Origin of the sequence: Microbulbifer sp. ALW1 (genome assembly GCF_009903625.1) — a bacterium.
Classification (GTDB): domain Bacteria; phylum Pseudomonadota; class Gammaproteobacteria; order Pseudomonadales; family Cellvibrionaceae; genus Microbulbifer.
The window spans coordinates 3657578-3676719 of record NZ_CP047569.1; the positions used below are offsets into that span (position 1 = coordinate 3657578).

The following is a 19142-nucleotide window of genomic DNA, read 5'->3' on the forward strand; positions in this document are numbered from 1 at the left end:
CATGCAATTAATCACCCAGGGTGTAGCTGAACTTGACGTTCCAGGAGCGACCGGCCAGTGGCATGTAGTTATGCGCTCCGGCGAACAGCGGCACGTCGTTGATGTAATTGAAGTAATCGCGGTCGGTGAGGTTTTTCCCGGTCAGGGCGACCTGCCAGCTACCATCCACCGGCATAAAGATCAGACCGGCATTCACAAACGCCTTGCCCTGCTCCAGGCTGATCGGATCCAGGTCGTCCGAGCGATAGGTATCGCTGTAGTAGTTGACCGCAAAATTCGAATTCAGCTCGTAGTTACCCAGCGGCAGGTAGTGACTGGCCGAGAGGGAGGCTGTGGTGTCCGGGGCATTCGCCGCCGGGCGACCGGACAGGTCATTGGTACCCGCAGCAGCACACAGCGCGTTGTTGTAACCCAGCGCCGCGCCCAGTTGGCCGGCGATATCACCCGCGGCACCTGCCGCCTGGTACAGCGCCTCGCGCTCCGACAGGAACTGCGCACTGGTACACGCCTGGTTGGGGAATTTGTCGTAGGAGAAATCCAGCAGGCCCAGCGCACCGGACAGAGTCAGGTTATCAGTCACCATCCAGCGGCCATCCACCTCGATTCCCTGGGAAGTGGCTTCCGCCGCATTCTGCACCTCGAAGGTGGTGTTACCGCTGAAGATTGCCGCCTGCAGGTCCTCGAAGCGGGTCTGGAATGCGGCAACATTCAGCTCCGCCGCACCACCGAGCAGGGTCGACTTAAGACCGACTTCAAAGGAGGTAGCCTTCTCTTCTTCAAAGCTCACGTCTTCAGAGAAGGCGCCGTTGCCGCGGGTCGGGCTACGCATGTAGAAGGAGTTGAAACCGCCCGCCTTGAAGCCAGTGGAGACCGTGGTGTACGCCATAACACTGTCATTCAGGTCGTACTGCAGGTTCACAGACCAGGTGGGGCTGTTTTCCTTGCGCGTCATACCCGGGTCATTCGAGTTGAAGCTGTGGGTGGTGAATTCACCCACCGCACTGGACACCGCGGTTACCCAGGCCTGTTCGGTTGGGGTGGTATTGCGTTCGGCGAAGTCCACCGCATAAGTGGCCTTGTCTGCAGACTTCTCTTCACTGGTGTAACGCAGGCCGAGGGTCGTGCGGAAACTGTCGGTGATATGCCAGGTGCCCTGGGCAAAAGCACCCAGAGTATCGGTCTGCTGTTGCAGTTGGGCATAACGGCCCACGCCATCTGGTATGCCGTCAAATGCCGCCGCGGTGCCACAGGCATTTACCAGTCCGGCCGGACCGCCAAGCCCGATCACACCGGCACCGGTGGCAACCGCATCACCGCCGACATAGAGTGAACCCAGGTCGCCGCCCATGGCGCCCACGCCAGCGGCACAGCCGCCCAGTAGCACCTGCTGCAGCACCGGGATATTGAACAGGGACAGACCGTCGACAGTCATGTCCTGCTGCTGCCAGTAGAGGCCCGTCATGTATTCGAAGTTGTCACCGGCGCTGCCACTGAAACGCACTTCCAGGCTGCTCTGGGAAAAGTCCTCGGTATCGTCAAAACGCAGGCCATCCAGCGGCGAATAGTCCGCATCCAGGTAGCGCTCGTAATCGTAGGCCGAGTGACCGGCAACGATATTGAGGGTGCCGGTATCCAGCTCGGTTTCACTCATTACCGTGAATTCGTTGTGACTACCCGACATTTTCTGGGTGGCGCCAAAATTCAGTACCGGGTTAGTGTTACCCATGCTGGTGACATCGGTACCCTCGATGGCACCCAGTGCCGCCAGCGGTCCAGCAACTTTGGTAGCGTGCGGGAAAGCGCCCATATCGAAGTCCGCACTTTCAGCAATTGCGGTAATAACGGTGCTGTCGGAAACATCCCACTCCAGGGTAGCACGGCCCATCAGCTCGTCACTGCGCGGATCGTTGGTATCGTAAAACTCGTTGTGCACCCAGCCTTTATCCATCTCCCGGGACAGCAACACCAGTCGACCGCGGACACCGTCGGCCAGCTCACCAGACACCATGCCTTCCAGTTCGCTCTGTTCGAACTCGGGGGTATAACTCGCGCTCAGTTTCGCGGTGAAGTCTTCGGTGGGGCGCGCGCTGGTGATATTCAGCGCACCGGCAACGGTGTTTTTTCCAAACAGAATACTCTGCGGACCGCGCAGTACTTCCACACGCTCCACATCCACAAACGCGAAACGGGACTGCGCCGCACGGCCGCGGTAAATGCCGTTTACAAACGTACCCACGGACTGCTCAAAGCCGGCCTGCTCACCGGACTGCATACCGCGGATATTGATCTTGTCGGAAATGGAGCTCTTGGTAACCGACATGTTGGGGATGTATGCGGAAAAATCTTCGAAGCGTTCGATGCCCGCTTCCTGAATCGTCTCGCCGGACATGGCGGAAACCGATAGCGGCACGTCCTGCAGGGACTGCTCGCGTTTCTGTGCGGTTACCGTCACGTTTTCCAGAACGCGACCATTGTTATCCTGGCGGTCACTTTCCGCAGTGGTTTGTGCCAGTGCGGGCATGTTGATCAGGGTGAAAATCAGACTGCTGAGAATTGTACGCTTGGTTTTGAGTTGTGACTCGATCATCGCTAGGCGTCCTCGTTTAGCGTTATTTTTATATGTGCCGGGAGTAACCGATCTGCTGCCGGCATGCCCTTAGTGCTACAGGAACGACTAGGAGAGTAATTGAGCCCGAATTATTCGGTTTGATTTTTTGGGACAAACACTTTGCAAAACGGGACAGTGGCGATAAGCTCACTCATCGCGGCACCAGAGTTGTGCCACGATTGGCAAAAGCGGCGACAGACCGCAGGTCCATATATCTAATAATGAATAATGAAGCGATGTGAGCCACGAGCATGACTGAATTCGTCAGAGCCGGGTCCCTCAATGGATATGATGAACTGGCAAGGAAGTTGGGCGCCAACCCGGTACAACTGCAGCGAGCCATCGGCTTGCCCACCAGCCAACTGCGCGACCCCGACAACCTGATCCCCTATGAGAAGCTCGGACAATTGCTGGAGCTAACCGCACGGGAAACCGGTACCGAAACCTTCGGCCTGCGCCTGGGCATGAGCCAGGGCTTGCGCGTGCTGGGGTTATTTGGCGCCTACATGTCCCGCCAGGACAGCGTGACCAGCGCACTCGCTGTAGGCAGCAAACACACCCACCTGCACGCCCAGGGGGCCATCCTCACCCTGAATCCCACTGAGCGGGCAGAGACCGCGCTCAAGCTGGATATCCTGGTTGCCCAGCACGGTCGCTTTCCGCAATTGATGGCGCTCAGCATCGCGCTGGTTTACCAGCTGATACGGGATATGGCGGGCCACCAGTGGCATTCCAGCCGGGTTTTGTTCCGGCATCCGCCACCAGAGAAAGGGAAAGACTTTTACCAGCAAGCCTTTGCCTGTCCGGTAGAATTCAATGCCGAACACGATGGTTTTTTTATCGACCGCGAAACACTGGCCAAGAAGCCGCGCACACTAGAAGGACTGGTTAATGAAATTATTTTCAGCCAATTCGAACAGCTAAAAACGGACCCCAACAGCGACCTGACCCCGCTGGTAAAACACGCCATCCTCGGCTTGCTACCTACCGGAGACTGCAGCAAAACCAATGTTGCACTCTGCTTGGGAATGCATCCGAAAAAACTGCAACGGGCGCTCGAATCCTCACAAACAAGTTTTCGATCACTCCTGGAAGAAACCCGCAAGGAAGTTGCCAAAACTGCAGTGTTCAAAAGCAGCATGCCACTCACCAGTATCGCGTTGAATCTCGGTTACGCGGATCTCGCCGTATTCAGCCGAAGCTTCCGCCGCTGGTTTGGCATACCGCCATCCATGGCCGAGGGCCGGCGATAGTCTTGAAAGAAAAACTTCCAGAAATAAGCTTCCGCTTTTTATTTAAAATTTGAATTATAAATACATAAATTTCGCATTTTTAGACAACCTGTATTACGCGCCCTAACACCTCCTGATCTAAGCTAACTAGCAGTCCTACAGCTGCAGTTCCGCATTAAATTCAGGAGTATTATTTTGGGAATTTTACGCAAGCAGTTTGCCTGTTTCGCTCTGCTGGCCGGGCTGGTAGCACCGGCGACACAGGCAGCAGAGAAACCCAACATTCTCGCCATCATGGTGGATGACGTGGCCTCGATCTCATTGAGCGCTTATTCCCACGGCATGACCTACCCCACCCCCAATATCGATCGCATTGCCAACGAAGGCGCGCTATTTACCGATCACTACGCACAGCCGAGCTGTACCGCCGGCCGCGCCGCATTCTTCCTCGGGCAGTTGCCGGTGCGCTCCGGCCTGGCCACCGTAGGCCAGCCGGGCAACCCCCTGGGTATCGATGAAAAAGATCCCACCATGGCGGAGTTCCTGAAGGCACAGGGTTATATGACAGCCCAATATGGCAAAAACCACCTGGGTGACCTGGATCAGCACCTGCCCACCAAACATGGCTTCGATGAGTTTTACGGCAACCTCTACCACCTGAACGTGTCCGAGGAACCGGAGCAGGAGGATTATCCGAAAGACGCGGAATTCAAAAAGAAATTTGGCCCGCGTGGGGTAATCGAGTCCTATGCCGACGGGAAAATCACGGATACCGGCCCGCTAACCCGCAAGCGTATGGAAACCTTCGACGAGGAAGTCCTCGAGCGCAGCCTGAACTTTATGGAGAAGGCACAAAAGGCGGGTAAGCCATTTTTCATCTGGCACAACACCAGTCGCATGCACGTCTATACCCACTTGAAGCCGGAAAGTCGTCACCTGGCAACCCAGATCAGCTCTGAAGACGACCTCTTCGGTAGTGGCCTGATTGAGCACGACGCGCAAATCGGCAAGTTGCTGGATAAGCTGGATGAGCTGGGAGTCGCTGACAACACCATTGTCATCTACACCACCGACAACGGCCCCGAGCAAAGTTCCTGGCCCGACGCCGGCACCACCGGGTTCCGCGGGGAGAAAATGACGACCTGGGAAGGCGGTGTGCGGGTACCTTTCCTGGTGCGCTGGCCCGGACACATTCCGCCCGGTCTCGCACTAAACGGCATTTCCTCTCACGAGGATGTGTTCCCGACGATTGCCGCGGCGCTCGGCGAACCGGATCTGCGTGGCAAGCTGATGAAATCGGACAAGGTGTATATCGATGGTGAGAACAACCTCGATTACTGGACCGGCAAGAGCAAGGAATCCGCGCGTAACAAGATCTTTTATTACTACGAATCACAGCTAACCGCACTGCGCGTGGGTCCCTGGAAGATGCACTTCGCGACCAAGCCCGATGGCCTCTATTACGGCGATCTGGTTTTTCACACCATGCCCAAGCTGTTCAACCTGCGCAAAGATCCGCTGGAGCACTACGACGGTGTCACCGGTTTCCATCAGATCATGCGTAAAAGCTGGGTGTTCCAGCCAGCGATCCAGATCCTGAACGAGCACCTGGCCACCTTTAAAAAATTTCCACCACGACATAAGTCCGCATCGCTGAATATCAACAAAGCGATTGAAGCCGCGATGGAAACTCAGGAAAACCACTAATCGCCCTTTCCACCCTCTAAAAAAAAGCGCAGCCACTTTCGGCCGCGCTTTTTGTTTTACCTATTCCGCCGGCTATTGCAGCTGCTGCTGATATTTTTGCGCCGCGGCTTCATTGCCCTGTTCGTGATGAATGGACGCCAGGGCCGACAAGATCTGTCGGTCGCCGGGGAATCGCTCCAACCCCTGTTCCAGTTCCTTAATCGCCTCTTTAGGCCTGCCCTGAGAATTCAGTGCTATGCCGTACACATACACGTAGCGCGGTGTTGCCGAGCTGGCGTGGGCCGAGACCCGCAACATTTCCACAGCTTCCGACATCTTTTTCTGCCGAACCAGGTTCAGCCCCAGGGTATGTTGAATCGGTGCCTTGTCGTAGGAATTTTCCATCGCATTGCGCAACAGCCCCTCACTATCCGCCTCGCGGCCATTTGCACGATAAAGATCCGCGAGGTTGATCACCGCTGGGGTGTAGTAAGGCGCAAGTGCCACCGCCTGCTTCAACAGCCGCTCTGCCGCATTGAGATCCCCTTCCCGCCCGCGTAGCGACGCCAGGTTCACCAGGCTTTCCGGACGATCGCTGTTGAACTCCGCCGTTGCCACGGCGTCTGCCAGTCCCTGCTCATAACGCTTGCGCACTTCTTCCGGATACTGCACCAGTGGTGCGCCCGCCATGGCGCTGGCGGCGAGGGAGGCAGTGACCCGTTCGTCTTCGTACAGCAACGGAATGGCCAGTGCCGGACGCACCTGCTGTGGTATCTGATCCAGGGATTGAGCCAGTGCGAGATGTTGCAGCGCATCATCGCCCTGGGCAATTACCTGCAACACCTGCGCGCTGGTCTGCGACAGGTAGCGCGGCAAAAGGGAAATGGCCGTGGCGCGCACGATTTGCGGCTGTTTGTCATCCATCACCAGTTTCAGCAACTGGCTTTCCGCATCCGGCGCACCGATGCGCCCCGCGAACAGGGCCTCGCCATAATGCGGGTCGGGCTGACCAAATTTTTTCTCGAGCACCCCGGCGGCCCAGGCATTGGACTGATCGGTGTGACAACCGGTACAGGCATTGGGCGAACCGATGCTTTCCGAAAGATCCGGTCGCGGTACCCGGAAGCTGTGGTCGCGGCGCGCATCCACCTGCATATACACCTTGTCGGTCATATGACAGTTCACGCACTGCGCCCCTTCGCTGCCAACGGGGTGGAAGTGGTGGTCTGCGGTATCGAATTTTGCCGGCAAATGGCACTGGGCACAGACATCGTTGCCTTGCGCGCGCAACGCCAGGCTGTGGGGGTTATGGCAGTTGCTGCAGGTCACTCCGGCGGCGTGCATCTTGCTCTGCAGGAAGGATCCCCACACATATACTTCTTCATCGATCTGGCCATCGGCGTGGTAAAGGCCGTCGCTCAACAATGCCGGTTGGAAGAAATCCAGGTAATCGTCATCGGGTTTCACGCCGGGATGCTGGGTGCCGCGGCGCGAGTGACACTGGGCACACACGGGGATTTCCGTCTGGGTTTCCACGTCATTGGCAATGTGGGCAATACCGGTTTTGGTATCCATGGCCCAGCGCGCCTGGCGACGGCCGTCGTAGCGAAGATCAAAGCCCAGGTCCGCATCCGTTGCCCGCTGCTCTTCCGAACGAGCAGCCCATTCCAAGTGCTTCTTGCCCGGTCCGTGGCAGGATTCACAACCCACATTGATCTCCGACCACTGGGTAGCGAAGGTCTGTGATGCCTGATCGTAGTTTTTGTGCAGGTTAGTCGAGTGGCAGTCTGCGCACTGGAAATTCCAGTTCTGGTTGATGCCGGTCCAATGGAGCGGATCGCCGGATTTGATTTCTTCGTCCGGGTAAAGGTGGAACCAGCGCTGGCCGCCCTCTTCTTTTGTGCGGGAGTCCCAGGAAAGACTCAACGCCTGCAGCCGCCCGCCGGGGAGTTCAATCAGGTACTGCTGCAACGGGTAGACGCCGAAGGTGTAGGCAATGGGGAACTCCTGCAGCGCACCTTCGGCATTGTCTGTACGTACAAAGTATTTGCCGTCGCGCTGATAAAAGCTGGACTCAGTGCCGAAGTAATCGAATGTCGCGTTATCGAAATTCCCCACCACGGTTTCCGAATCCGGGGTTTTCATCGCCAGGTCGTGGTGGGATTTCTGCCAGTCGTCGAAGGCCTGCTGGTGGCAGCCAGCACAGGCCACTGCCCCGACATAGTCGGCACTGCCATCCGCATGTGGAGATTTCCCCGTTTTTGAGCGTTTCGACTGGCTCGATGCTGCCGCAGTATCCCGCGCTGCTTTGGTGGCAGGCGTCGCAGGCGCGGCAACAGTGGGATTCTTACGCGCGACATCCTCTACCTCTGCATTTTTGTCACAGGCACTGATCAGCAATGCCACTAGCAGAAGGATGATCGAGGTGCGCATCTTGTCTCCGGATTATGGGTTTTATTGGCACCGAGTATAGCTTCTTGCGCCCGCTTCCTCAGCCTTCCGTCTGCTAGCGTTAATGAGGAACTTTGAATCGATGGCAGAAAAGGAAGCGCCATGTCCGCACGGGAACAGATTGCAGCACTGGAACAAGGCATGGGCCGCGCCATCGTCGGCCAACGGGATGTGATTCGGCGCCTGATCATTGGCTTGCTGGCAAACGGTAACCTGCTGGTAGAGGGCCTGCCCGGGCTCGCAAAAACCCGCGCCATCAAGGCGCTGGCGAAAAACTTGGAGGCAGATTTCAGTCGTATTCAGTTCACCCCGGACCTGCTGCCCGCCGATGTCACCGGCACCGATATGCTCTACCGCGATGAACAGAAGTCGGAGTTCCGCTTTCACCCGGGTCCTATTTTCGCCAACATCGTGCTCGCCGATGAGATCAACCGCGCACCCGCCAAGGTGCAATCGGCGCTGCTGGAGGCGATGGAAGAGCGCCAGGTCACCGTAGCCGGAAAAACCCACAAGATGCCGCCGCTATTTATGGTGATGGCCACCCAGAATCCCATCGAGCAGGAAGGCACCTACCCGCTGCCAGAAGCGCAGATGGACCGCTTTCTGATGCATGTGCTGATCACCTATCCGCCAGTGGAAGATGAGGTGGAAGTGATCGAGCTGGTGCGCAGTGAAGAGATTACGGCCGCCAATCTCGCCAATACGGAATCCCTCTCATCGGACCCACAGCAAACGACAGAGGTGATCTCACAACAAGCGGTGTTCGACGCCCGCCGTGAAATTGCCGCCATTCATGTCTCCGATTCCATGGCGCGCTATATCGCCGACCTGATTGAAGCCAGTCGTCACCCGGCCAAGTTGTCGGAAGAATTGGCACGCTGGATTGAAATCGGCGCCAGCCCACGGGGCTCCATCGCGCTGGATAAAGCCGGACGTACCAACGCCTGGCTGGAGGGGCGCGATTATGTAGACCCGCAGGATATTCACGCGGTGATTCACGACTGCCTGCGCCACCGTCTGGGACTGAGTTTTGAAGCCCAGGGAGAAGGCATCAGTGCCGACCGGGTGATCGACGAACTGCTGAAACTCGTCGCTCTGCCTTAATGCCTAAAGAGGCAGCCTGTCCATGTTCAACTTCCAGATTCGAAATCGCAATCGCAGCCGGGCCGGCGTCACCACCGTCGCTGCAGCACAAACTGTCAAAGATCCACGTATTCATGTGGACCTGGCACACCTGCAGGCACTGGAAGGCCCCGCGCAAACCCTGAACCTACTGCCCCGTCAACCCGCCCGCAGCGTGCTTGCCGGGCGCCACGCCTCGCGGCTGCGCGGGCGCGGACTGAATTTTGAGGAGTTGCGGGAATACTGGCCCTCGGACGACGTGCGCTCCATCGACTGGAAAGTAACCGCGCGCACCGGCGAGCCCCACGTGCGCGTCTACAGTGAAGAGCGCGATCGCCCCGCCTTGATTGTGGTGGATCAGCGCATGTCCATGTTCTTCGGCACGCGCCACGCGATGAAATCGGTCACTGCCGCCGAGGCCGCAGCCCTCGCAGCCTTTGCCATTCTGAACCAGGACGATCGCGTGGGCGGTATCGTGGTACGCGACGAAGGGCTCTACACCCAGCGCCCCAAACGCAACCGCCGCGCCCTCACCCGCTTTCTCAACGAACTTGCACAGGCCAATCAACAACTGCACGCCGATGCCCGACCCGCCGACTCCACCTCACTGGACAGCGTCTTGCAGGCAGTGGCCAATATCGCCCGGCGCGATCACCTGGTACTGCTGATCAGCGATTTCGACGTGGTCGGCCCGGCCACCGAACGGCTGCTGAGCGGTATCGCAAAGCACAACGATGTGATTCTGGTACCGGTGGTTGACCCTACTGGCGAGGCGGTACCCAAGTCTCTGGTGAGTGCGATTTCCGATGGCGATTTGCAGGCCACCCTGGATACCCGCAGCGCCGACACCCAGGTAGCCATGGATCAATTCAACCGCCAGCGCCGGCAAGTCATCAACGACTGGCACCTGCGCTACGGCCTGCCGGTCGCGCAACTGTCTACCGGGGAAGAGACACTTCCGCAGTTGCAGCGTCTGCTGGGATTGATTCCCCACCCGGCGAAACAGGCCGCGGGCCAAGCCCCGAAACAACCGGGCGAAGGTTGAATGCCAATGCAAGAAACGAAACCTACCCCCATACGGAACCCCGATCCGCAACCGCAAAACACAAACCCTGCTGCAGACGAAGAAACCCTGCCGGACATGATCGCGCAGCTGGTGCCGCCGCCGGAGCCACCCGCCATTTCCATGTTGCCGGCAACGCCACTGGCAAAAGGACTCTGCGCGCTAGTGGTACTGCTGCTGTTGTGGTTTATCTGGCGGTGCATACAGAGCTACCGCGCCAACGCCTATCGCCGCGCGGCCCTCGCCGAACTGCACCAGGCCGAGAGTGATGCCGCACTGATCGCAGAAATACTCCGCCGCACGGCGCTCGCTGCCTATCCGCGTGTAAAAGTTGCGGCACTTATCGGTGACGACTGGCTTCAGTTTCTTAACGCACACTACCCTGGCAATGCATTCGACGGCGACCTGGGCCACGCCCTATTACAGAGTCCATACCGGACAACCACCACAGAGCAAACCGCTGCGCTGAGCCAGGCCGTTCAGGACTGGATTCGCCAGCACAAGGTTGTAGCGCCCAGCAGGCACCGCCTGGGCTCGCCACGAAAAACTGTCGAGGCCGCACCGTGATCGATTTTGCCGCGCCCTGGGCGTTTTTATTGCTGCCGCTGCCACTGCTGGTTTGGAAACTCGCACCGGCCCACCGCGAACAGGTGCGCGCTTTGCGAGTCCCCTTCTTTCAGCAACTGGTAGAGGCCATCGGCATCAAACCCGGTTCCGGCGCGGTAGTGCTCGACCGCAGTCGCTGGCAGTGGCTGTTGGGCGCATTGATCTGGGCCTTGATCGTCACCGCCCTGGCGCGGCCGGAATACGAGGGCGATGCGGTGACACTACAGAAGCCGGCGCGGGACCTGATTGTCGCAGTGGATATTTCCGGCTCCATGGAGCAGGTGGATTTTGTCGCCAGCAACGGTGAAACAATGGAGCGCCTCGCCGGGGTTAAACGTGTACTCAAACCATTCCTGGAAAGGCGTGAAGGTGAACGTGTCGCGCTGATCGTCTTCGGCACCAAGGCGTTTGTGCAGGCCCCGCTGACCACCGACCTGGATACCCTGCTGGAACTGCTGCAGCAGACCGATGTGGGTATGGCCGGCCCACACACCGCGCTGGGCGACGCCATCGGCCTCGCCATCCGCCAGTTTGAAAGCAGCGAAGTGGAACAGCGCCTGCTGATTTTATTGAGTGACGGCAGCGACACCGCCAGCACCATGAGTCCGGTAAATGCCGCCGCCATAGCCGCCCAACGCCAGGTAAAAATTCTCACCATCGGTGTGGGCGATCCCGACAGTGCAGAAAAAGAAAATCGCGTGGATGTGGACACCTTAACGGCCATTGCCAAACGCACCGGCGGCGAATTCTATTTCGCCAATGACGAAAAAGCCCTGGCCGCCGTCTATGCCCAGATCGACAAGCTGGCGCCGAAAATGGTCGACAGCGAAACCTACCGTCCCCACCACTCCCTGGCCTACTGGCCCATGGGCATTGCGCTGCTACTGGGTCTGCTGGCACTTGCCAGTCAACTAATTCGCAGCAGAGCCTTCCGTAGCTCAATCCAAACTGAGGCGGCCTCATGAGTGGCCTGCTCGACGCTTTCGCGCAATTTCACTTCCTGCGACCGGTGTGGTTGCTGTTGCTGCTGCCAACCGTGCTGCTGTGGTGGCATTTTCGCCGCGACCGCCGCAGTGACGCCGAAACCAGCGCTCAAATCGCCCCGCACCTGGCACGGGCACTCACCGTGGGCGAGCACACACAACGCCATTTCAAACCTGTGGACCTTATCGCCCTGCTGCTCGCACTGCTGACCCTGGGCACCGCCGGCCCCAGCTGGACACTCCTGCCGGATCCGTTGATGGCAAAAACCACACCGCTGGTGGTGGTGCTGAAAGTCAGCGACAGCATGACGGAAAAAGACGTACCGCCTGAACGCCTTGCCCGCGCCAAACAGAAAATACTCGACTTGCAGGAAACCCGCGACGGCGCGCCCACCGCCCTCGTCGCCTACGCGGGCAGCGCCCACCGCGTGGTGCCTTTGACGGAAGACCAGGCGCTGCTGCGTCCCTACCTCGAAGGACTCAGTCCCGAAGTGATGCCGATCCCCGGAGACAACGCCACCGCGGCACTGAAACTAGCGGAGCAGATACTGGCCAAGGATGAAACACCCGGCGGCATCCTGTTTCTGCTGGACAACCTGAGCGAGGACGATGCCAACACCATGTCCCAGCGCACGGAAAAGAATGGCCTCGGTTTTCTGCTGGTTGCACCGGGCAACGAAAGCGGCGGCGCTGTTGCCAAGGTGCGCAATGCGAGAGTGGAGCGGGTGACCCCGGACAAGAGCGACCTGCGTGCACTCAACCGCTATTTCGACAACGCTTTCCGCCAGGCACTGGCTTCCGACAAAAACCTGCAGTGGGAGGACCGCGGCTGGTGGTTGGCCTGGCCCGCCGCTTTACTGGCACTGTTGTGGTTCCGCCGCGGTTGGGCCCTATCGCAAAGGGCGGTTTCCACCGGTTCCGGACTCGTTCTATTTTTCCTGTTTATACAGGGCTACCCCGGAAACAGCCTTGCCCAGAATGCGGTTACCGCGGACGCCCTTCCCGATACGCCGAACAGCCACAGCTTGCTCGGCCTGCTACTGACACCGGATCAACAGGGTCAGTGGTTCAGCTTCCGGCAAAATTATCGCCGCGCCGCGGCCAGCTTTCAGGATCAGTACCGCAAGGGATACGCGCTCTATCAGGCCGGGCAATTTGAAGATGCCGCCAATCAACTCGCCGAGGTGAACACCCCGGAAGCCACCTTTACCCGCGGCATGGCGATGGCCAAAACCGGTCAGTACGAAGGCGCCGTCGCGGCTTTTGAGCAGGTGTTGCAACTCGACCCGGAATTTCCCGGTGCACAAGAGAACCTGGCGCTGACCAAGAAAATCATCGCTTACATGAAAGATGCCCGCGGCGAGGAGGAAGAAGAATTACAGGCGGCCGACGATGGCGAGGAATCTGACTTCGAGCCCCCGGAGCAAGAATTCCAGGAACAGGAAAAGGCAACAAAAGACAAGCCGGTCAGTGCAGACCAGTGGATGTCCACCCTCGACACCGGCACCAGTGAATATCTGAAGCAGCGCTTTGCGGCCGAGGCCGCCGGTGGCAACAGTAATACCGGCAGCAACATCGATACCGCTACCAAAAACAACACCGGTAACAATAATCAAAATGCGGAGGAGAATCGCCCATGAAGCGATGCGCCTACTCGTTACAGTTCTGGCTGCTGATCTGGCTGCTGTTCTGGCTGATTGGCAGCACTCTGGCCACAGCCGCAGAGTCGCCGCAGATAGACTATAAATTGTCGGAAGAGAAGGCGGTTCCCGGTCAGTCGATCTCCCTGTTCGTCACTATCCTGGTGCCCACCTGGCTGACCCAGCCACCGGATTTTCCGGAGTTCGACCAGCCCAATCTCTCGGTCACCCTTCCGGGGCGCTCATCCCTCGCGGTCAGTCGGGTCATCGACGGCGACACCTGGTCGGGTGTAACCCGCGAATACCTGATCGTCCCCCTGGCACCGGGTACCTACCGCCTCCCCGCTGGGGAAATCAAGGTGACCTACAAAAATCCCGAAGGCGACGGCGATTTACACAGTGCACTCAAACTGGCGCCGCCCCCCATTGCGGTCACCACGCCAAAAGGTGCGGAGGGACTGAGCCCGTTTATCGCCGCCCGGGACCTGACACTCGCTCAGGAGATCGACGGTGAACCGGAACAGCTGCGTGCAGGCGATGCCTTTTCCCGTAGCGTCACCGCTACCATTGAAGGCTCCACGGTGATGTTTATCCCGCAGTTGCTGGATAGCCACGCACCAGAGGGGCTCGCCGCCTACGCCGATGCCCACAAAGCCGAAGACAAAACCGATTCCCGCACCGACGAGACTACGGGCATCCGCAGCGAACGCATGACCTATGTGGCGGAAAGCGGCGTGCGTGGCACCCTGCCCGCCATCACCCTGCAGTGGTATGACCTGGACGATGGCCAGATCAAAACCAGCAGCGTGGACGCCATAAAAGTCCATGCCCGCGGCCCCAGCGCACTCGCGGGCACCAGCCTGTGGGAAAAACTTCTCATCCTCACTGGCGCAGCCCTGTTGATGTGGCTGCTGTGGCGATGGGCCATGCCCAGAATTCACGAGTACCAGACCGAGCGCACCCGACGTGCGGAAGCCAGTGGGTTAGCCGCCTGGCAGCGTCTATACACTGCCTGCAATGCACAGGATTACGCTGCAGTTTTACAAGCCGCTCACGAGTTTCGCCAGCGGGCACCAGCGGCGGCGCAGTCCTTGCAGCCGGCCCTGCTGACACTGGGTGCCATGCAATACGGTGATACCCCGGCCAGTGTTTCCTGTGCCGCCGCCTGGCATCAGCTGACCCAGGCCATCGAGTCACTGCGCCCCGATGCCGCCCGCATCCAGCGCATACCGCTCCCCCCGCTGAATCCGTGACAGAACCAACGCGTCAGCGTTTTCATCTGCCGTTACACACTTCTTTACATACGTCTTTACACACTTCTTTACAGCTGAGGCGGGAAAATCCGTCTAAGGTAAATGAAGGCGGCGTTATATACGCCACATCCTCGAGCAGTAAAGAGGAACATCTATGCAGATGCATGTCCGGATAACGCACTGGCTCGCCGCGAGCCTGGTCTTTATTTGTCTGATAGCCACTGCTTCGGCGCGCGCCGCGGATCCATTACCTTCCTGGAACGACGGGCCGACCAAAGAAGCGATCCTAGGGTTCGTGGAAAAGGTCACAAAGGCCGGATCGCCGGACTTTGTGCCGGAAAACCAGCGCATTGCCACCTTCGATAACGATGGCAATCTTTGGGCTGAGCAACCGGTTTATTTCCAATTGATCTATGCCCTGGATCAAGTCAAAAAAATGGCACCCCAGCATCCGGAGTGGAAAACCGAGGAACCGTTTGCCTCCATTCTCAAAGGCGACACCAAAAAGGTCATGGCCAGCGGCAAGGAGGGGCTGATGAAAATCCTCGCCGCCACCCATGCCAATATGACCGCGGAAGGGTTTCAAACGAACGTGGCCAGCTGGCTCAAAACCGCACGCCACCCCAAGACCAATCGCCCCTACAACGAAATGATCTACCAGCCCATGCTGGAGCTGCTCGACTACCTGCGTGCAAAAGGATTTAAAACGTTCATCGTCTCCGGCGGTGGGGTGGATTTTATGCGGGTGTTTGCGGAACAGGCCTATGGAATTCCACCGGATCAGGTGGTCGGCTCCAGTCTGAAAGCCAAATACGAAGTGCGCGACGGCAAGCCCGTCATCATCAAACTGCCGGAAATCAATCTGGTGGATGACAAGGAGGGCAAGCCGGTAGGCATTCACCAGTACATCGGCCAGCGGCCCATTTTTGCCTCGGGCAACTCCGACGGAGACTATCAAATGCTGGAGTGGACCACTGCCGGTGACGGCCCACGTTTCGGCATCATCCTGCACCATACCGATGGCAAGCGGGAGTGGGCCTATGATCGCGATTCCCACATCGGACAACTGAACAAAGGACTCGATGACGCCGGTAAAAAAGGCTGGACGGTAATCGATATGCAGAAAGACTGGAAAGTGGTTTTTCCCTTTAACGCTCAATAAACCAGAGCCCCATGAATCACCGCCCTGAACTTCATCCCTACACCAAACCCACGCAACAGCGTCGCCATCGGAAAATCCCGGAGGATTTTATGAAACGACTTTCAATACGCCGTTTACTCAAAGTGCCAATTTCGCTCACCGCCGCCGCCCTGCTGACGGTCTTCCATGGTGCGGCACAGGCACAGGAAAAGCCCAATATCCTGGTGATCTGGGGCGATGATATCGGGGTGTGGAATATCAGCGCCAACAGCAAAGGCATGATGGGATATAAAACCCCCAATATTGATCGGATTGCCAAAGAGGGCCTCGGCTTTACCGACTACTACGGCCAGCAGTCCTGTACGGCCGGGCGCGCCGCTTTTATGGGCGGCAATGTGCCGGTGCGTACCGGCATGACCAAGGTAGGACTTCCAGGTGCTAAAGAAGGCTGGCAAAAATCCGACGTTACCATCGCTGCGGTGATGAAAAGTCTCGGCTACGCCACCGGCCAGTTTGGCAAAAACCACTTTGGTGACCGCGACGAACATTTGCCCACCAATCACGGCTTCGACGTATTTTTCGGTAACCTGTATCACCTAAATGCGGAAGAAGAACCGGAAAATCGTGACTACCCGAAAGATCCGGAGTTTCGCAAGAAGTTTGGCCCACGGGGTGTGGTAAAGGCCACCGCCGATGGCAAGATCGAGGATACCGGCCCGCTGACCAAGAAGCGCATGGAAACCATCGATGAAGAGACTCTGGCCGCGGCCATGGACTTTATCAAGCAACAGGCCAATGCCGGAAAACCCTTTTTCGTCTGGTGGAATGCCACCCGTATGCATTTCCGCACCCACGTGAAGGAAGAACATAAAGGCCTGTCTGGTCCTACCGGCAACGAGTACCAGGACGGCATGGTCGAACACGATATGCACGTCGGCAAACTGCTCGATCTGCTGGATGAGTTGAAAATTGCCGACAACACCATTGTGTTCTATTCCACCGACAACGGCCCGCACTTCAACACCTGGCCCGATGCCGGCACCACCATCTTCCGCAGCGAGAAAAACTCCAACTGGGAAGGCGCCTACCGGGTACCCGCGTTTGTGCGCTGGCCGGGTAAATTCCCTGCCGGGAAAGTGCTGAACGGCATCGTCTCTCACGAGGACTGGCTGCCCACCTTTGCCGCTGCCGGTGGTAACCCGGATATCAAGAATCAATTGTTGAAAGGTACCAAGCTGATCGGCCGCACCTACAAAAACTATATCGATGGCTACAACCAGCTGGACTATCTCACCGGTAAAACGGAAGAGTCTCCCCGTCACGAGTTCATTTATGTGAACGACGACGGCCAGATTGTGGCCATGCGTTACGATGCCTGGAAAGCGGTCTTCCTGGAAAACCGCGGCAAGGCATTCGGCGTGTGGATGGAGCCCTTCACCGAACTGCGAGTGCCGCTGATTTTCAACCTGCGCCGCGATCCCTTCGAGCGCGCCCAGCACAATGCCAACACCTACTACGACTGGTTACTGGAACGGGCGTTTGTGCTGGTACCCTTGCAGCAGATGGCCGCGAAATTCCTGAAAACCATGGAAGAGTATCCACCCAGCCAGACACCCGGCTCCTTTAACCTCAAGAAGATTGAGGAGCAGCTGAGATCAGGCGCTGCGCATAGTAACTAGCGGATAATCCCGCAGAAAAAAAGCCCGCACAACTGTGCGGGCTTTTTCATTCAACCGATTCCCCGAGTCAGTTCCCGGTGGGCAATGGAATCTTGACACCCTCCTTCTCAAGCTGCTCCCGCACCCACTTAAAGCGCTGGTAACCACTGATCGTGATTGGCCCGGTGTATGTTTCACTCTGGAGTTTACGTGGTGGGTATTTGACGTAGGTCTTGACGAGGTCTTCGACCTCTTTACTGATCGTCACCATGGTCCAGGTGCGTTCGGTAAAGTTATTCATAAACAGGTCGTACCGCTCCTGGGGATCCTGCCACAAATCAAACACCTGAGGCACAGTGGCAACATACTTGGATTCGCCTTTCCAGCCCAGGTTAGTGTCTACCGCCATGCCACCGGTATGTGCTCCATCGTCACCACGCAGATTGAACACCGCCTTGTAATTGCCCACGCGCGCGGCACCGGGTGACAGCTCGTCCTCGGTAAAGTAGAACCAGGATGTGCGCGCGCTCTTGCCGCTTCCAGTCAGTAACGGCGTCATATCAACACTGTCAAAAATAATGGGCTGACCCTCGCGGTCCTGGCTCGGCAGCTGTACATCCGCGACCGAGGCGAAGGTAGCCATCAGGTCGAGACCGCCGGCAATATCATGGTTTCGCACGTTGGCCTTGATTTTCCCCGGCCAGACCGCGATCGCCGGTACGCGGTTGCCGCCCTCACGCACCGTACCTTTGGTGCCGCGAAATGGCGTATAACCCGCATCCGGGAAAACATCCTGCCAAGCACCGTTGTCCACGGTGTAAAACACCAGGGTATTTTTATCCAGTCCCAGCTCCCGAAGCTTGTCCATGACATGGCCGATACGGGTATCCAGCTCCACCACCGCATCGGCGTACTTGGACTTGGACATGGATGTGTGCTTGAACTCCGGTGCCGGCATATTCGGCTGGTGGTTCTTCATGAAGTTGATATTGATAAAGAACGGCGTGCCCGGGTCTTTCGCCGCATCTTCCAGGAACTCGAGACCGGATTTCTCTACATAGCTGTCAACGAACGGCAACCCAACCACACCTTTACCCGGCGTATTGTCGTACTGGCCATTTACTTTCCAGTCTTCCCTGGCGGTTTCTCCCGCATTACCGGAAAGAGATCCCTTGGTAACCTGTTTGAACATCGCCCTCAGTTTCGGATCCATGTCCGGGAACCAGGTGGGGTCAGCATAGGTGTAGGCATTCGCGTGATACAGGAACGCATGCTTCATCACATCGTAACCCTGGGCATTGGGCAGGGCATAATCAGATTCTCCCAGGTGCCACTTACCGGTGAAATACGTTTTGTAACCCGCAGTTTTCAACACAGACGCCAAGGTCCATTCCGCCTTGGGGAGACCGCCACCCTGCCCCTGGAATGCCACTGTCGTCATCCCGCTGCGATTGGGAATACGACCCGTCTGAATGGCTGCGCGGCCGGGTGTGCAGCTGGGTTGCGCATAAAACGAAAAGAAGGTCATGCCTTCAGCTGCCATGCGGTCAATATTTGGGGTCGGCATTCCGCGCCCCTCTCCACCACCATAGGGGCCAAGATCACCGTAGCCGGTATCGTCAGAAACGATCAGCAGAATATTGGGCTTGCCACTGGTGGAATTCGTGCGTGTGGTGGTTGGCACCGATTGGTTTGGCGC

Annotated in this window: 13 protein-coding genes; 10 read left to right on the forward strand and 3 right to left on the reverse strand. The window is 57.9% G+C overall.

Annotated features, from left to right (window positions below; translation table 11 throughout):
• Window positions 1-7: 7 nt before the first annotated feature.
• Window positions 8-2587 (reverse strand): TonB-dependent receptor, encoded by a 2580-nt coding sequence (locus GRX76_RS15160; RefSeq protein ID WP_160154079.1) that lies wholly within the window; start codon window positions 2585-2587, stop codon window positions 8-10.
• 272 nt (window positions 2588-2859) lie between these two features.
• Between GRX76_RS15160 and GRX76_RS15165 the strand changes: the two genes are divergently transcribed.
• Window positions 2860-3861, forward strand: a complete 1002-nt coding sequence (locus GRX76_RS15165) for an AraC family transcriptional regulator (RefSeq protein WP_160154080.1) — start codon at window positions 2860-2862, stop codon at window positions 3859-3861.
• Between the two features lie 174 nt (window positions 3862-4035).
• Window positions 4036-5547, forward strand: a complete 1512-nt coding sequence (locus tag GRX76_RS15170) for an arylsulfatase (protein ID WP_236250396.1) — start codon at window positions 4036-4038, stop codon at window positions 5545-5547.
• Window positions 5548-5619: 72 nt separating this feature from the next.
• Here the strand turns inward: GRX76_RS15170 and GRX76_RS15175 are convergent, their stop codons facing one another.
• Window positions 5620-7959: a multiheme c-type cytochrome gene (locus GRX76_RS15175; RefSeq protein ID WP_160154081.1), complete on the reverse strand. Its 2340-nt coding sequence runs from the start codon at window positions 7957-7959 to the stop codon at window positions 5620-5622.
• 120 nt (window positions 7960-8079) lie between these two features.
• Here GRX76_RS15175 and GRX76_RS15180 point away from each other — a divergent pair, with 120 nt between their 5' ends.
• The 8 genes from GRX76_RS15180 (at window position 8080) to GRX76_RS15215 (ending at window position 17464) form a co-directional block, all read left to right on the forward strand.
• Window positions 8080-9081 (forward strand): MoxR family ATPase, encoded by a 1002-nt coding sequence (locus tag GRX76_RS15180; RefSeq protein WP_160154082.1) that lies wholly within the window; start codon window positions 8080-8082, stop codon window positions 9079-9081.
• 22 nt (window positions 9082-9103) lie between these two features.
• Window positions 9104-10144, forward strand: coding sequence for a DUF58 domain-containing protein (locus GRX76_RS15185; protein ID WP_160154083.1), 1041 nt, complete (start codon window positions 9104-9106; stop codon window positions 10142-10144).
• Between the two features lie 6 nt (window positions 10145-10150).
• Window positions 10151-10729, forward strand: coding sequence for a DUF4381 domain-containing protein (locus tag GRX76_RS15190; RefSeq protein WP_160154084.1), 579 nt, complete (start codon window positions 10151-10153; stop codon window positions 10727-10729).
• Entirely contained in the window at window positions 10726-11733 is a 1008-nt protein-coding gene (locus GRX76_RS15195; protein WP_160154085.1) for a VWA domain-containing protein, read from the forward strand. The genes GRX76_RS15190 and GRX76_RS15195 overlap by 4 nt, the downstream gene beginning before the upstream one ends.
• Window positions 11730-13391, forward strand: coding sequence for a VWA domain-containing protein (locus GRX76_RS15200; protein ID WP_160154086.1), 1662 nt, complete (start codon window positions 11730-11732; stop codon window positions 13389-13391). Before GRX76_RS15195 ends, GRX76_RS15200 begins: the two co-directional genes overlap by 4 nt.
• Window positions 13388-14644, forward strand: coding sequence for a BatD family protein (locus GRX76_RS15205; RefSeq protein WP_160154087.1), 1257 nt, complete (start codon window positions 13388-13390; stop codon window positions 14642-14644). The genes GRX76_RS15200 and GRX76_RS15205 overlap by 4 nt, the downstream gene beginning before the upstream one ends.
• Window positions 14645-14798: 154 nt before the next feature.
• Entirely contained in the window at window positions 14799-15806 is a 1008-nt protein-coding gene (locus GRX76_RS15210) for an HAD family phosphatase (RefSeq protein ID WP_160154088.1), read from the forward strand.
• Between the two features lie 89 nt (window positions 15807-15895).
• Complete coding sequence (locus GRX76_RS15215) at window positions 15896-17464, forward strand: arylsulfatase (RefSeq protein ID WP_160154089.1); 1569 nt, start codon at window positions 15896-15898, stop codon at window positions 17462-17464.
• Window positions 17465-17531: 67 nt separating this feature from the next.
• On the opposite strand, the gene GRX76_RS15220 is transcribed toward GRX76_RS15215, so the two are convergent.
• Window positions 17532-19127, reverse strand: a complete 1596-nt coding sequence (locus GRX76_RS15220; protein ID WP_236250397.1) for an arylsulfatase — start codon at window positions 19125-19127, stop codon at window positions 17532-17534.
• Window positions 19128-19142 lie beyond the last annotated feature (15 nt).